Source organism: Candidatus Zixiibacteriota bacterium (assembly GCA_035574315.1).
In the GTDB taxonomy this organism is placed as follows: domain Bacteria; phylum Desulfobacterota; class Binatia; order UBA9968; family UBA9968; genus DATLYW01.
The window spans coordinates 13,608-28,464 of sequence record DATLYW010000047.1; the positions used below are offsets into that span (position 1 = coordinate 13,608).

Annotated in this window: 16 protein-coding genes; 2 read left to right on the forward strand and 14 right to left on the reverse strand. The window is 64.8% G+C overall.

Going from position 1 to position 14,857, the window contains the following annotated elements; all coding sequences use genetic code 11:
* Positions 1-144: 144 nt before the first annotated feature.
* Both VNN77_15770 and tatC read right to left on the reverse strand, forming a co-directional pair.
* Positions 145-2,268: a sodium-translocating pyrophosphatase gene (locus tag VNN77_15770; GenBank protein ID HXG52855.1), complete on the reverse strand. Its 2,124-nt coding sequence runs from the start codon at positions 2,266-2,268 to the stop codon at positions 145-147.
* A gap of 18 nt (positions 2,269-2,286) precedes the next feature.
* The gene (tatC, locus tag VNN77_15775) at positions 2,287-2,970 is read right to left on the reverse strand and encodes a twin-arginine translocase subunit TatC (GenBank protein HXG52856.1); all 684 of its coding nucleotides are present in this window, start codon (positions 2,968-2,970) and stop codon (positions 2,287-2,289) included.
* A 21-nt stretch (positions 2,971-2,991) separates the two neighbouring features.
* On the opposite strand from tatC, the gene VNN77_15780 reads away from it, so the two are divergent.
* Both VNN77_15780 and rpsT read left to right on the forward strand, forming a co-directional pair.
* On the forward strand, positions 2,992-3,387 hold the full coding sequence (locus tag VNN77_15780) for a hypothetical protein (GenBank protein ID HXG52857.1): 396 nt from the start codon (positions 2,992-2,994) through the stop codon (positions 3,385-3,387).
* A 507-nt stretch (positions 3,388-3,894) separates the two neighbouring features.
* The gene (gene rpsT, locus VNN77_15785) at positions 3,895-4,170 is read left to right on the forward strand and encodes a 30S ribosomal protein S20 (protein ID HXG52858.1); all 276 of its coding nucleotides are present in this window, start codon (positions 3,895-3,897) and stop codon (positions 4,168-4,170) included.
* A gap of 3 nt (positions 4,171-4,173) precedes the next feature.
* On the opposite strand, the gene lptE is transcribed toward rpsT, so the two are convergent.
* The 12 genes from lptE to fabG form a co-directional block, all read right to left on the reverse strand.
* Entirely contained in the window at positions 4,174-4,776 is a 603-nt protein-coding gene (gene lptE / locus VNN77_15790; protein HXG52859.1) for an LPS assembly lipoprotein LptE, read from the reverse strand.
* Between the two features lie 4 nt (positions 4,777-4,780).
* Complete coding sequence (gene leuS / locus VNN77_15795; GenBank protein ID HXG52860.1) at positions 4,781-7,384, reverse strand: leucine--tRNA ligase; 2,604 nt, start codon at positions 7,382-7,384, stop codon at positions 4,781-4,783.
* Positions 7,381-7,818 carry a transcription antitermination factor NusB gene (gene nusB / locus VNN77_15800; protein ID HXG52861.1) on the reverse strand — a complete coding sequence of 146 codons (438 nt, stop codon included), beginning with the start codon at positions 7,816-7,818 and terminating at the stop codon, positions 7,381-7,383. The genes leuS and nusB overlap by 4 nt, the downstream gene beginning before the upstream one ends.
* Before the next feature lie 34 nt (positions 7,819-7,852).
* Positions 7,853-8,329 (reverse strand): 6,7-dimethyl-8-ribityllumazine synthase, encoded by a 477-nt coding sequence (gene ribE, locus VNN77_15805; protein ID HXG52862.1) that lies wholly within the window; start codon positions 8,327-8,329, stop codon positions 7,853-7,855.
* Positions 8,330-8,348: 19 nt separating this feature from the next.
* Positions 8,349-9,566, reverse strand: a complete 1,218-nt coding sequence (gene ribA, locus VNN77_15810) for a GTP cyclohydrolase II (protein HXG52863.1) — start codon at positions 9,564-9,566, stop codon at positions 8,349-8,351.
* A 39-nt stretch (positions 9,567-9,605) separates the two neighbouring features.
* A complete protein-coding gene (locus VNN77_15815) occupies positions 9,606-10,205 on the reverse strand; it encodes a riboflavin synthase (protein ID HXG52864.1) in 600 nt (199 codons plus the stop codon).
* An 81-nt stretch (positions 10,206-10,286) separates the two neighbouring features.
* Positions 10,287-11,387, reverse strand: a complete 1,101-nt coding sequence (gene ribD, locus VNN77_15820; protein HXG52865.1) for a bifunctional diaminohydroxyphosphoribosylaminopyrimidine deaminase/5-amino-6-(5-phosphoribosylamino)uracil reductase RibD — start codon at positions 11,385-11,387, stop codon at positions 10,287-10,289.
* A 10-nt stretch (positions 11,388-11,397) separates the two neighbouring features.
* On the reverse strand, positions 11,398-11,901 hold the full coding sequence (nrdR, locus tag VNN77_15825) for a transcriptional regulator NrdR (protein ID HXG52866.1): 504 nt from the start codon (positions 11,899-11,901) through the stop codon (positions 11,398-11,400).
* 76 nt (positions 11,902-11,977) lie between these two features.
* The gene (gene glyA, locus VNN77_15830) at positions 11,978-13,231 is read right to left on the reverse strand and encodes a serine hydroxymethyltransferase (GenBank protein HXG52867.1); all 1,254 of its coding nucleotides are present in this window, start codon (positions 13,229-13,231) and stop codon (positions 11,978-11,980) included.
* Positions 13,228-13,719, reverse strand: a complete 492-nt coding sequence (gene rpiB / locus VNN77_15835; protein HXG52868.1) for a ribose 5-phosphate isomerase B — start codon at positions 13,717-13,719, stop codon at positions 13,228-13,230. The genes glyA and rpiB overlap by 4 nt, the downstream gene beginning before the upstream one ends.
* A 144-nt stretch (positions 13,720-13,863) precedes the next feature.
* Positions 13,864-14,100, reverse strand: coding sequence for an acyl carrier protein (acpP, locus tag VNN77_15840; protein ID HXG52869.1), 237 nt, complete (start codon positions 14,098-14,100; stop codon positions 13,864-13,866).
* A 25-nt stretch (positions 14,101-14,125) separates the two neighbouring features.
* Positions 14,126-14,851 (reverse strand): 3-oxoacyl-[acyl-carrier-protein] reductase, encoded by a 726-nt coding sequence (gene fabG, locus VNN77_15845; GenBank protein HXG52870.1) that lies wholly within the window; start codon positions 14,849-14,851, stop codon positions 14,126-14,128.
* Positions 14,852-14,857: the final 6 nt, after the last annotated feature.

Consider the following 14,857-nt stretch of genomic DNA (forward strand, 5'->3'; position numbering starts at 1 on the left):
TCCCCGGCGGATCGCGGCCGCTATTGTAGGGCAGAAGCCCCGAATTCTGAAATGGAATTTTCTCTCGCGGCGGCCGCCCCGAGGGGAGAGTCCCGTTTCCGTGGTCGGGCCTCTCCCCTTCGGCGAACCGCCGTCCTCGCGCCGTTATACGAACAGCGGCGCGAGGACCAGGGTGATCGTGCTGAGGAGCTTGATGAGCACGTGCAGGCTGGGTCCCGCAGTGTCCTTGAACGGATCGCCCACCGTGTCGCCGACCACCGCCGCCTTGTGCGTGTCGGATCCCTTGCCGCCGTAGGCGCCGGTTTCCACGAACTTCTTGGCGTTGTCCCAGGCGCCGCCGCTGTTGTTGAGGAAGGTCGCCGTGAGAATCCCCGCGATCGTCCCGACCATCAGCAGGGCCGCCACGGCTTCCGCCCCCACCCCGAAGAGGCGAAAGACGAGGCCGACGGCGACCGGCATGCCGACGGCGATGACGCCGGGCAGCACCATTTGCTTGAGCGCCCCGAGAGTCACGATATCGACGCACCGGCCGTAATCCGGTTTCGCCGTGCCCTTGAGAATGTCCGGATTTTCCTTGAATTGACGCCTCACCTCGTTGATCACGTAGTAGGCCGCCTTGCCGACCGCGCGAATGGCCAGCGCCGAGAAGAGAAAGACCAGCATCGCCCCGAGCAGCCCCCCGACGAAGACCTCCGGCTTGGCGATGTTGACCGCCTCGAGCTTGCTGCCGTAATGCGCCACCTCGTCGAGATAAGCCGAGAACAGCAGAAAGGCCGCCAGCGCCGCCGAGCCGATCGCGTATCCTTTCGTCAGCGCCTTGGTCGTGTTTCCCACGGCGTCGAGACGGTCGGTCTTGCGCCGCACCTCCTCCGGCTGCCCGCTCATCTCGATGATCCCGCCGGCGTTATCCGTGATCGGCCCGAAGGTATCCATCGCCAGGATGTAGGCGGCGGTGCCGAGCATCCCCATGGTCGCCACGGCCGTGCCGAACAGCCCGGCGTGAGGCACGCCGCTCAGGTTGCCGAGGTAGAACGAGGCGATGATCGCCGCGGAAATCACGATCACCGGGATAGCCGTGCACTCCAGGCCCACGCTGATGCCGGCGATGATGTTGGTGGCCGGACCCGTCTGCGAGGCCTCCGCGATCGTCTTGACCGGGCGGAACTTGTACTCGGTGTAGTACTGGGTGATGTAAACGAACGCCTGCGCCGTGAGAATGCCGATCACGCCGCAGAGAAAGAAGTAGAACCAGGCCGAGCTCGCTTCGGGATGTTGGGCCGGGTCCACGGCCAGCATCCAGCGGGCGGCGATGAAAAAGCCGGCGATCGCCAGCGCGCTCGTGGTATAGTAGCCGCGGTTCAGCGCCGCCATCGGGTCCTCGTCCTCGTCGCTGCGGACGATCATGATCCCCACGATGGACGCGATCAGGCCAAAGGCGCGGGCGACCAGCGGAAAGAGAATCCCCTTGAGGCCGAAGAAGGGGTAGAGACCGACGCCGAGAATCATCGCGCCGATGTTCTCGGCCGCGGTCGACTCGAACAGATCCGCCCCGCGGCCCGCGCAATCCCCGACGTTGTCGCCGACCAGGTCGGCGATGACCGCAGGATTGCGGGGATCGTCCTCCGGAATTCCCGCTTCCACCTTGCCCACCAGGTCCGCCCCCACGTCGGCCGCCTTGGTGTAGATCCCGCCGCCGAGCTGGGCGAAAAGCGCAACGAACGAGGCGCCGAAACCGTATCCCACGATCGTGAACGGAATCTTTTGCGGGTCATGGCCCAGCGTCTCGAGCAGATAATAAAGCCCCCCGACCCCTAGCAGGCTCATGGCGACCACGAAGAGCCCTGAAACGGCCCCACCGCGGAGCGCGATACGCAGGCCTTCGTTCAGGCTCGAGCGAACCGCCGAGGCCGTGCGGATGTTGGCGCGGATCGACACCCACATGCCGATGTAGCCGGCGACCACGGAGCAAAGCGCCCCGAAAACGAAGGACAGCGTCGTCCAGAAAGCCAACTGCGCGGGGGGCACCGGGTCGGCGGGGCTCGGCGTCCGCACGAACGCGTACAGAACGAAAATCAGCACCGCCAGGACCGCCGCCAGCATCAGGATCGTGCGATTCTGACGCGACAGAAAGGCCTCGGCCCCCTCCTTGATGGCATTGGAGATCTCCTGCATCTTTGCCGTTCCCATCTCGTGCCGGATGACGTACCGCGCGAGATAGACGGCGAAAAGCAAGGAAAAACAGCTGATCGCGATGACGAGTACAATCATGTGATGCTTATCCCTTCCTCAACAGTCGAAATTTTCCGGCTTGCGCCCCAGATACGCCACGCCGATGCTCAGCCCGTACAGCAGGACCATGGGGACGGCCAGGAGGCTCTGGTTGATGACGTCGGGTGTCGGCGTCAGAACAGCCGCCACGACGAATATCACGATCAGCGCATAGCGGAAAGAGCGCAGCATGAACCGGTAGTCCCAGACGCCGATCCGGACCAGAAAATAGGTGAAGACCGGCAGCTCGAACGCCACGCCGAAAGCCAGTACCATACGAAAAAAAAAAGTGAAGTACTCGCCGATGCGGATCGCCGGCGTGACCCCGATCGAGCCGTATTGCTCGACAAAGTAGCGAAACGCCACCGGCAGCACGACCCAGTAGCAAAAGACCGCGCCCGCGACGAAAAAGAAGGTTGCGCTCAGCACGAAGGGCAGCACGAGCCTCTTTTCCCGCGCGAGCAGCCCCGGGCTGATGAAGCGCCAGAGCTGATAGAAAATGACCGGCGTCGAGAACAGCGCTCCGGCCGCCAGGGCGACCTTGATCTCGGTAAAGAACGCTTCCGTGACCCCGGTTCCGATCAGATTCTGCTCCGGGCCGAGGCTACGGCGAAGCGGCGCCACCATCACCGCGAAAATCGAGTCGGAGAAGAAAAAACTGATCGCGGAACAAAAAGCGACGGCGCCCAGGGATTTCAGCAAGCACCAGCGGAGATCCTCAAGATGCTCCGCAAAGGTCATATTGACGGGTTCGCTCGCCACACATCACTCAACCCGGCCGTAGTTGCAAAAAAGGGGAAGGATGGAAATCCTTCCCCTTCTCCGTTAGCCGAAACTAAAAAGAAGACGACTAACCGTTATTTGGTCTTTGTTCCCTCGTCTTTCTTCTCCATCGGCGCCGCCGGTTGGTCGGCCGGAGCCTTCTGCTCACCCGCGGGCGCCGCTGGCTCGGCAGGCGCAGGCGCAGGAGCCGGCGCTGCTGGCGGCGGTGGCGGCGGAGCGGGTTCCTCCTTCTTACCGCACCCTGCAAACGTCAGAGTCAAAGCAAAGAGCGTTACCCCCGACAAGATCGCGAATCTCTTCATCCTGTTCACCTCCTTTCCCGTCACACATCTGTAAAAACCGTCTCGATTCTTTCGGTTTTATTGCACAAGTCCGGATGACTTGCAAGGGTTCCGAACACCTGTTCGCAAAACCGCCGGTCACGCTCGGGCGAATCCGCTCCGCGTGCTCACGGCGAAGCGGCGGAAGAAACGGTGTGACGTCATCCGGGCACACATGCGGCGGCCAGACTGCTGGCCGGCGGCTTGACCTCCCGGAAAAACCGCGCCTCCCTCGGCCTTTTCCCACAGGGAACGAACAATTCCTGTTGATAAGTTGTTGACAAGCGCGCCTCAGCGCCGAGTCGCAAGGGGGAAGATATCGTCGATCAGCAGATTGCCGAAATTGGCGGCAACGAAAAACACTGTCTGTCAACCACTTACGTTGATTTCCCGAGGTCTCCTCGGAGAGCGTCGAACACGGTTCCCGCGAATTTACCGGACGGTTTGCCGGGCGCCCCCGGCGAAATTGACTCCGGCGGCGGCGGATGTTAAGAAGAAAAACCACGCTACGGAGGGAAGAACGTTGGCAGTTCACCCGTCGGTTATCAAAAGACACCGTCAGAGCCTCAAGCGCAGGGCGAGAAATCAGGAGACAAAATCCCGCATCCGGACCCTGATCAAGAAGACGCGCACGGCGATCTCCGCCCAGAATCACGAAGCGGTCAAGACCCAGTTGCGCGCCGTCAACAAAGCGCTGAGCAAAGCAGTCAGCCGGGGAATCCTCAAGCGCAACACCGCGTCGCGGTGGCTTTCGCGGTTGTCGCGTTCCGCCGCCTCGCTCCTCTCGCAGCGAGCCTGACGCTCAGAACATTTCCAGCAAACGTTGGTGGATCTCGCGGGCGAACCGTTCGATCAGACGGTCGCGCACCGCGCGGCTTTCGGTTTCGCTCAGCTGGATATCGGTCATCCGACCGACGTCGTCCGCGTTCAACGTCCCGGACCGGAAGGCGGAAGAAGTCGTGACCACGGCTCCACGCGCGCCGCTGTGGATGTCCGTCAGCTGAATCCCCCTGCGCCACAGAATTTCATCGGGCTCGCGCCGCCTCAGGGTCACGTCCGCCGCGAGCTGCGCTTCGTACTGCAGCACCTCGTCTTTCCGGTTGACCGCGGCCACGCGGCTGCCGAAATCGCGGATGACGCCGCTCACCACGGCGTCGGCTTCTTCCGGTCGATCGACCAGCGTCAGCTCCCGGCGCCGGAAAAACTCGCTCCGCACGGCGGAGGTGAGCTCGTTCTCGATGCCCACCGCCCGGGTCCGGTTGATGAACGGCGCCACGTAAATGCGCTGCACGTCCTTGGGAAACAGCTCGCTTCGCCCCGCGAACTGATATCCGCACCCGCCGAGCCAGCCGAGCAGGAGCCCGCCGACGAGAAGCCTCGTTCCGCCGAAAGCTTTCTTCCCCAAGACGTCATCCTCCCACGACGATGTTCACCAGGCGGCCCGGCACGTAAACCACGCGCTTCACGGACCGGCCGTCCAGGAAGGCCCTGACCCTGGGGTCGCTCAAGGCCTGCGCCTCGACCGACTCCCGCGGGGCGTCGGCGGCCACCGTGATCTTTCCGCGCAACTTGCCGTCGACCTGAACGATGATGAGCAGCTTTTCCTCTTCGAGAGCGTCGGGCGAGTAGTCGGGCCACGGCACGCCGTCGAGATCCTCGGCGTGGCCCAGGGTCTCCCACAGCTCGCTCGTCACGTGCGGCACGAACGGGTACAGCAGCGTGACGATGGTTTCCGTAACGCCCTTGATCAAGCCGGCCCCCGACGCGACCGCCGCCGTGTCCTGGGACGCGGCGCTCAGGGCGTTGAAGAGCTCCATGATCGCGGCGATGGCGGTGTTGAAGCGAAAGCGCGCCTCGATGTCGTCGGTGACCTTCTTGATCGTCCGGTGGGCCGCCCGGCGCAAAGCGCGCAACTCGGGCGCCGCCGGCTCGGAGCGGAGATCGGCGGTCGCCGACCGCAACAGCTCGCGGCGCTGCGCGACGAAACGCCACAGGCGCGTGAGAAACCGGTAGGCGCCTTCGACGCCCTGCTCGCTCCACTCCAGGTCCTTCTCGGGGGGCGCCGCGAAGAGCGTGAAGAGTCGCGCCGTGTCGGCGCCGTACGCGTTGATCAGGTCCTCCGGGTCGACGATGTTCTTCTTCGATTTCGACATCTTCTCGACCCGGCCCCTCTCCGCCGGTCCCGAGCACGTCGGGCACTTCCAGCCGCTTCGCTCGTCGCCGGCCAGCTCGCTCGGGAACAGCCAGCCGTGCTCGGGGCATCGGTAGGTTTCCTTGCAGACCATCCCCTGGGTCAACAGGTTGGCAAACGGCTCGTCGACGCTGGCCAGGCCCATGTCCCGGAGCGCCTTGGTGAAGAATCGGGCGTAGAGCAGGTGCAGGACCGCGTGCTCGACCCCGCCGATGTACTGATCCACCGCCATCCAGTAGGCGCCCTTGACGGGGTCGACCGGCGCGGCTTCGAAGCGCGGCGAGGTGTAGCGGAGAAAGTACCACGAAGAGTCGACGAAAGTGTCCATCGTGTCCGTCTCGCGCCTCGCCCGGCCGCCGCAGCCCGGGCAGGAGACCTCCACGAAGCTCCGGCTCTCCAGCAGCGGCGAGCCGCCCTTCCCGGTGAACGGCACGTCCTCGGGAAGCTCGACGGGGAGCTCTTCTTCGGGGACCGGTACGATCCCGCAGGCGCCGCAGTAAACGATCGGGATCGGAGTGCCCCAGTAGCGCTGGCGTGAAACGCCCCAGTCGCGCAGGCGATAGCGGACCGCCCGCCGGCCCCACCCCTTTTCTTCCAGATAACGGACGATCTTCTCCCTGCCCTCTTCGCTGTCGAGCCCGCTGAACGGACCGCTGGCCGTCATCACGCCCGGCTCGACGTAGGCAGCGGTCAGCTCTTCCCCCTTGAGCGGCTGCCCCGGCGGCTGGATCACGACGCGGATCGGGAGCCCGTACTTCCTGGCGAACTCGAAATCCCTCTGGTCGTGGGCGGGTACGGCCATCACCGCACCGGTCCCGTACTCCATCAGGACAAAGTTGGCCACATATACCGGAATGGTCTCGCCGGTGAACGGATTGCGGCAGCAGGCGCCGGTGAAAACGCCTTCCTTTTCCCCTTCCTCCGCGCCGCGGCGCGCCTGGCTCACCCCCCGGACACGGGCGACGAATTCGCGCACGCTCGCTTCCTGTTCCGTCCCGCGGCAAAGCTCCAGAGCGAGCGGATGCTCCGCCGCCAGCGAGACGAAGGTCGCGCCGTAGACGGTATCCTGCCGCGTGGTAAAGATCCGCAGGGCGTCGTCACGGCCTGCCAGCGGAAAATCGATCTCGGCGCCCGAGGATTTGCCGATCCAGTTGCGCTGCATCGTCAGCACCTTCTCGGGCCATCCTGACAGGCGGTCGAGGTCGGCCAGCAGCTCCTCGGCGTAGGCGGTGATGCGGAAGAACCACTGGTCGAGCTCCTTCTGCGTCACCGGAGAGTCGCAGCGCCAGCAGGCGCCGTCGATCACCTGCTCGTTCGCCAGCACGGTTTCGCAGGACGGACACCAGTTGACGAACGCGCTTTTCTTGTAAGCCAGGCCGCGTTTGTAGAACTGGAGAAAGATCCATTGATTCCAGCGGTAGTATTCCGGGCTGCACGTTGCCACCTCCCGAGCCCAGTCGTAGGACAGCCCCATGCGCTGGAGCTGCGCTCTCATGTACGCGATGTTTTCGTCGGTCCAGCGCCGCGGATGGACGCCGCGCTCGATCGCGGCGTTCTCCGCCGGCAGACCGAACGCGTCCCAGCCCATGGGGTGGAGCACGTTGTAGCCCCGCATTCGCTTGTAGCGGGCGATCACGTCGCCGATCGAGTAGTTGCGCACGTGCCCCATGTGGATCCGCCCGGACGGATACGGGAACATCTCCAGGACGTAGTATTTCGGCTTGGCGGATTCTTCCGTGGCGCGGAAGCTGTCGGCCTCGTGCCATCGCCGCTGCCACTTCCGCTCGATCCGGTCCGGATGGTAACGTGCGTCCGTGGTCATGCCGAAGAAGCCTTCGCGCCCGTCGACTGCGCCACCTGATCGAGCACGCCGTTGATGAAGCTCGGAGATTCGCTCGACCCGAAGCGTTTGGCGATTTCGATCGCCTCGTCGAGGCTCACGTTGACGGGTATGTCCGGGCAGTACAACAGCTCGTACGTCGCCATGCGCAGGATGGTCAGATCCACCTTCGCCATCCGGCTGATCTTCCAGTGCTCGGCGCAGCGCTCGATCACCCGGTCGATCTCCGCGCGCTGCGCGAGGACCCCGAAAACCAGGCGCCGGGCGAAGCGCCGGGCCGCCGGATGGCCCTCGAAGTGGCTGAGAAACTGCTCCACCGCCGCCTCCGACGCGTCGCCGGTGATCTCGACCTGATAGAGCGCCTGCAGCGCGAGCTCTCTTCCCTTGCGGCGCGTGCCGCGGTGGATCGTTTTCATCGGCGTTGAACCCGCGAACATTTTCCGGAAGGCGCTACGCCCCGGCGGCGAGCTGGCGCGCGACGCTCACCATTTCGAGCGCCGTGAGCGCGGCCTCGTATCCTTTGTTGCTCTCCTTGACGCCCGACCGCTCCATCGCCTGATCGACGTTGTTGGTGGTCAGGACGCCGAACGAGACCGGCAATCCGTGGCGCTCGACGACCCCTCCGATACCGCGCGTCACCGCGTCCGAGACGTACTCGAAATGGGGCGTGTCGCCGCGAATGACCGCGCCGAGGCAGATCAGGGCGTCGAACTTACCGCTCGCGGCCATCTTTTCCGCCGCCAGCGGTATCTCGAACGCGCCGGGAACGCGCACGACGGTAAGATCCTCGTCCGCGCCGCCGTGGCTTCTCAGGCCGTCCAGAGCGCCCTGCAGGAGCCGGTCGGTGACAAAGCGGTTGAACCGGCTCACGACGATACCGATCTTCAACCCGCGCGCGTCGAGCTTGCCTTCGATCGTTCGCACCATGGCCGCCGTCAGGACCGCTTCACGCCTTGGTTTCGAGGTTGGACAGCAGATGGCCCAGCTTTTTCTGCTTGGTGCGGAGGTAGTGGATGTTGGTGTCGCGCGGCGGGACCTCGAGCGGGACGCGCTCGACCACCGTCAAACCGTAGGCTTCCAGCCCGGTGATCTTCCGCGGATTGTTGGTCAGCAGCCGCACCTTCCGGATCCCCAGCTCGCGCAGGACCTGGGCGCCGATCCCGTAGTCGCGCAGGTCTTCCTTGAATCCCAGCTCGAGATTGGCTTCGACCGTGTCCAGCCCCTGGTCCTGGAGGGCGTAGGCCTTGATCTTGTTCGTGAGGCCGATCCCCCTTCCTTCCTGGTGCAGGTAGACGAGCACGCCCTTGCCCGCCTGATCGATCAACCGCAGCGACTGCCGGATCTGATCGCCGCAATCGCAGCGCTCCGAGCCGAAAACGTCGCCTGTCAGGCACTCCGAATGGAGCCGCACCAGGACGCCGTCGCCTTCGCCGACCTCCCCTTTGACCAGCGCCATGTGCTCGGAGCCGTCGACCTCGTTGCGATAAACGATCGCCTTGTAGACGCCGCCGTGAATCGTCGGAAAGACCTCCTCGGCCACCCTGCGCACCTGGCTCTCGGTCCGCAGCCGATGCGCGATCAGACCTTCCACGGAGACGATTTTGATCCCTTCTTGCAGCGCCAGTCTCTCCAGGTCGGGCAGCAAAGCGACCGAACCGTCGTCCTTGAGGATCTGGCAGATCACGCCCACGGGCTTGAAGCCCGCCAGGTGCGCCAGGTCGATCGAGGCTTCAGCCCGGCCGGAACGGGCGAGCACTCCGCCGCTGCGTGCCTGAACCGGCTGGATGTGGCCCGGAATGATCAGGTCGGCGTGCACGGTTCGCTCCGACGCCGCCGCCCGCAGGGTGTGCGCCCGGCCTTCAGCCGAGATGCCCGGCACGCCGTCGAGCGGAACCGAGAACGATACGCCGAAAAGATGGCGGCTGAGCCCCCCGCTCTCCTGAGGCAGGAGCGAGATTCCCAGCTCGCGCATGCGTTCCTCGGTGAGCACGAGGTAGATCAGGCCGCGCCCGCGATGCAGCAGATAATTGACGTTTTCGGCGGTCGCCTTTTCGGCCGCAAAGCAGAAAAAGCCGTCGCTTTCGGGGCTGTCCTCGTTCACGAGGATCACCATGCGGCCCCGGCGCAGCTCTTCGAGCCCTTCTTCGATCGTGGCAACCGGCATGGCAGGGAAAGTCGGCAGGACCGGGAGCTCCGGCGCCGGTCACCTCGACCGGCGCGCGTTCATGAATTGGCGCACGTACTTCCCGATCAAATCCGTTTCGACGTTCACTTTATCACCAACCCTACGCGCGCGCAAATTCGTGTGTTCCAGCGTGAACGGGATCACCGCGACCGAAAAGCTGGTCGGCCCGCAGGAGTTGACGGTCAGACTGATGCCGTCGACGGCTACCGACCCTTTCGAAACGAGCAAAGTGCCCAGCCGCCGGGGAACTCGAAAATGAAAGAACGTGAACTCTCCCCGTTTCTCCACCGCCGCGACCGAGCCGACGCCGTCGACGTGGCCCGTCACCAGATGCCCTCCCAGCCGGTCCTGCAACCGCAGCGCTCGCTCCAGGTTCACCGGCGAGCCAACTTCCAGCTCCTCCAGATTGGTGCATCTGAGCGTCTCCGGCGATACGTCGACGGCGAAGGTCCCCCGGCTTTTCTTCACCACCGTAAGGCAGGTCCCGTTGACCGCGATGCTCGATCCCCGCTCGAGCTCCCGCAGCGGCAGCCGGGTTTTCACCACCAGCACGGCGGAGCGCCGGCGAACGGCGATCTCGCGGACCTCGCCCACGTCTTCGATCAATCCGGTAAACATCCTCTTTATAGTTTCCAGTTTCCGGCTTCCGGTTCCAGTGCTGGTTCTCGAGGCTCGACGTAAGAACCGGGAACGGGAAAACTATTTTTTCGATATGTACCCCGATACCAGGAAATCCGGCCCGAAACGCCGGATCGCGAGCCGTTCCAGCGCGACGGCCTGAGCCACCCGGCGCACGCCCAGGCTCTCCAGCATCGGCCGCCCGTCTCCACCGAACAGCTTGGGGGCGTAGAAAAAGAGGACCTTGTCGACGACTCCCGCCGCGAGCGCGGACGCCGCTGTCGCAGCGCCCCCCTCGATCAACAGGCTGACGATTCCGCGGTCAGCCAGCCGCCTGAGCGCCGCCGACCACCGTATCCTCCCTCCCGAGAGAGGACAGCACCAAACGCGAGCCCCCGTCGCCTCGAGCGCGCGCTTTTTGGCTTCCGCCGGGCGAGGACCGGCGAGCACGATGGTCTTCTCGGGGTGGCGCTGGCGCAGCAGCCGCGCCGAAAGCGGGATGGTGAGGTCCCGATCGAGGATCACCCGCCACGGATCGCGGCCGCCCTTGATCCGGCAGGTCAGCCGCGGATCGTCTGCCGCGACGGTACCCGCGCCGACGAGGACCGCGTCGACGCGATTGCGGAGCTCATGAACCCGTTCCCGCGCGCGCGCGCCGGTGATCCAGCGCGCGTCTCCCGAGACGGTGGCGATCCTGCCGTCGAGGGTGGCGGCGAGCTTCAGGATCACGAAAGGGCGCCGGCGCGTGATGAACTTGACAAAGGCCTCGTTCAACTCCCGGCAACGCTCCTCGAGGACTCCCGAGCGCACGATCACGCCCGCCCGCCTCAGGGCGGCGAAGCCTTTCCCCGCCACCAGCGGATTGGGATCCCTCATGCCGGCGACCACTTCCTTGATCCCCGCCTCGATCAGCGCGCGCGTGCAGGGCGGAGTGCGGCCGTAGTGATTGCAGGGCTCCAGATTGATGTAGAGCGTCGCCCCCCGGGCCCGGCGTCCCGCGCGCTTGAGGGCGACGATCTCCGCGTGATCGTCCCCGGCGCGCGCGTGGTAGCCGGCCCCTACCACCCGATTCCCCTTCACCAGCACCGCCCCGACCATGGGATTGGGGCTGGTTCGCCCGGCTCCCTTCTCGGCGAGCCGGCAGGCCCGCTCCATGTAGAACTCGTCGCGGCCGGCGGTCATCGGGAACCGGTCAGTCGCCGCGCTGACGGGGCGGCGTCGCGTTCCCCGCCGGAAGGCCCTTGCGTTCCTTGAGCAGCTCCTCGAGCTCGGCCATGAACTCGTTGATGTCCTTGAAGGAGCGGTACACGGAAGCGAACCGCACGTAGGCGACCTCGTCGGTGTCGTGCAGCTCGCGCATCGTCGCTTCGCCGATCACCGAGCTGGGAATCTCCTTCTCGCCGCGCTCCTGGAGCGACCGCTCGATCCGGTCGGCGATCGCCTCGATGGTATCGATGCTCACCGGCCGTTTCTCGCACGCCCGCTTGAGGCCGTTGATGATCTTGAGCCGGTCGTAGCTTTCGCGGCGTCCGTCCTTCTTGATCACCATCGGCATCATCTCCTCGACGCGCTCGTACGTGGTGAAGCGACGATTGCACTTGCCGCACTCCCGGCGCCGACGGATCATGCTGCTGTCCTTGCTGAGGCGGGAATCGATGACGCGATTGTCGGACTCGTGGCAAAAGGGGCATTTCATGAAAAGCTCCCTCCGCGGGCGGCGGCTCGCCGGCCGAGCGCGCCGCGGGCGGCGCTGGGCCCGGGTTCGAAGCGCGTCAGCGAGCCTTCAGGCGATGGGGATACACGGGGAATTTCCTGCAGAGATCCCTCACCTCGTCCGCGATCGACCTGAGAACGCCGTCGTCGCCGGCGTTTCTCAGCGCCCGAACGATGAAACCCGCAATCTGCTCCATCTCCCTTTCCTTCATCCCGCGCGTGGTCACGGCCGGAGTGCCGATCCGGATACCGCTCGTCACGAAAGGCGAGCGGGTCTCGAACGGCACCGTATTCTTGTTGACCGTGATGCGGGCGCGATCGAGGGTTTCCTGTGCGATCTTGCCCGTGAGCTCGGATTGCCTGAGATCGACGAGCATCAGGTGATTGTCCGTACCGCCCGAGGTCAAGCGAAATCCCTCGGCCATGAGGGCGCTCGCCAGCACCCGGGCATTCGCGACGATCTGCCGCTGGTAGACCTTGAACTCCGGGCTCAGCGCCTCTTTGAGCGCCACCGCTTTCGCCGCGATCACGTGCATCAGCGGCCCGCCCTGCATGCCCGGGAAGATCTTGCTGTCGATCGTCCTGGCGTGCTCGGCCCGGCACAGCACCATCCCCCCGCGGGGACCGCGCAGAGTCTTGTGGGTGGTCGTCGTGACGAAATCGGCGTAGGGGACGGGATTCGGGTGCAGCCCCGCGGCCACCAGCCCCGCGATGTGGGCCATGTCGACCATCAAGAGCGCTCCGACTTCGTCGGCGATGCTGCGGAACTTCGCGTAGTCGATTACCCGCGGGTACGCGCTCGCCCCGGCGACGATCAGCTTGGGCTTGTGCTCGGCCGCCAGGCGCGCCACCTCCTCGTAGTCGATCGTTTCGGTCCGCTCGGAAACCCCGTACGGGATCACCCGGTACAGCATCCCGGAGAAGTTGACCGGGCTCCCCATGGAAAGGTGCCCGCCGTGCGCGAGGTTCATGCCGAGGTAGCAGTCTCCCGGCTTGAGCGCCGCCAGGTAAACCGCCATGTTGGCCTGGGTGCCGGAATGGGGTTGCACGTTGACGTGCTCGGCCCCGAAGAGCGCTTTTGCCCGGTCGATGGCGAGCTGCTCGACCTCGTCGACGAACTGGCAGCCGCCGTAGTACCGCCGGCCCGGGTATCCTTCGGCGTACTTGTTGGTCATCACGCAGCCCTGGGCCTCCAGGACCGCCTCGCTGACGACGTTTTCGGAGGCGATCAGCTCGAGGTTTTCCTCCAGCCGCTGCGTTTCTTTCTGAATGGCGGAGAAGACCTCCGGGTCCGTGGCCTCTAGAAAGCTCATGATCGCGATGTTTCCTCCCGGCGCTCGGTCTCCGCCGCGCCCCTCATGCCCAGCTCCCGCTCCACGGCGGCGATCTTCGCCACGCGCCGCTCGTGACGACCTCCGGCGAAGGGAGTCGCGAGCCAGACCTCGACGATGTCCCGCGCGAGATTTTCCCCCGTTCTGGCACCGCTCAGGACCAGAACGTTGGCGTTGTTGTGCTCTCGGCTGCTGCGCGCCGATTCCAGATCGCCCACCAGCGCCGCCCGGACGCCCGGAAACTTGTTCGCCACGATCGACATGCCGATCCCGCTGGTGCAGACCAGGATCCCGCGCTCCGCCGCCCCGCTCGACACCTGGAGCGAGACCTCACGGCCGAAGTCCGGATAGTCGACCGCCTCGCGGTCATGCGTGCCGAAATCTCGCACCTCGAACCCCTTGGAACGCAGAAACTCCCCGAGAAAGTTCTTGAGGTCCACTCCGCCGTGATCCGCGCCGATGGCGATCATCGCGAGACTATCCTCCGGCCCCTTCAATAAAGAAAATCGCAGGAGAAGGGCTCTGAGAGGCCGTGCAGCTCCTGCGATCCCACCCGATCGAAGAGACGGCGCGCCGGCGAATTCTGCGCCGCCCTTCGGTCACCGAAAGCCGCCTCAGCGATGGCTTTCGATGTAGGTGATCACATCCTGGACCGTTTTTATCTTTTCGGCGTCCTCGTCGGATATCTCCATCTCGTACTCTTCCTCCAAAGCCATGACCAGCTCGACGATATCCAACGAGTCCGCCCCCAGGTCTTCGATAAAGGAGGCTTCCGGGGTCACTTCCTCCTCGCTCACCCCGAGCTGCTCGCAAACGATCTCCTTCACCCTGGCCTGAACAGACGACGCCATTTGCTTCACCTCCTGCTCCCGTTCCTTACATGTAAAGTCCGCCGTTCACGCTCATGACCTGGCCCGTGATGTAGGCCGCCCCGGGCCCGGCCAGAAATGTAACTAAATCGGCGACTTCTTCGCAAGTACCGAACCGTCCCATCGGGATCGAACGCAAAAACTCCGCGCGCAACTTTTCGGGGAGAGCGCCGGTCATCTCGGTCTCGATGAATCCAGGAGCGACCGCATTGACCGTGATGCCGCGTTCTGCCACCTCCCGCGCCACCGCCTTGGTGAAGCCGATGATGCCCGCTTTGGACGCGGCGTACAACGACTGTCCCGCGTTCCCGGTCTGCCCGACAACCGACGACAGACTGATGATTCGCCCCCGCCGCTGGCGAATCATGACCCGACAAACAGCTTTGGTACAGAAGACGACGCCCCTGAGGTTGGTGCCGATAACCTGCTCCCACTCGTCCGGCTTGACTCGAACCAACAGGTTGTCGGAGGTTATCCCCGCGTTGTTGACTAGAATATCAATTTTTTGATGACGGTCAACGATTTTCTTAACCGCCTCGTCGACTTGCGCCGCATCCGAAACGTCGAACGGGCAAAGCTCGCCGCGACCCCCCGCCGCGCTCACGGCCGCGAGCGCCGCCTCCGCCGCTGTCCGGTTGCCGCGATAGTTCATCACCACGTACGCGCCTTCCCGCGCCAGGGCGAGCGCAACGGCGCGGCCGATGCCGCGGCCGGCACCGGTCACCAGGGCCACCTGGTC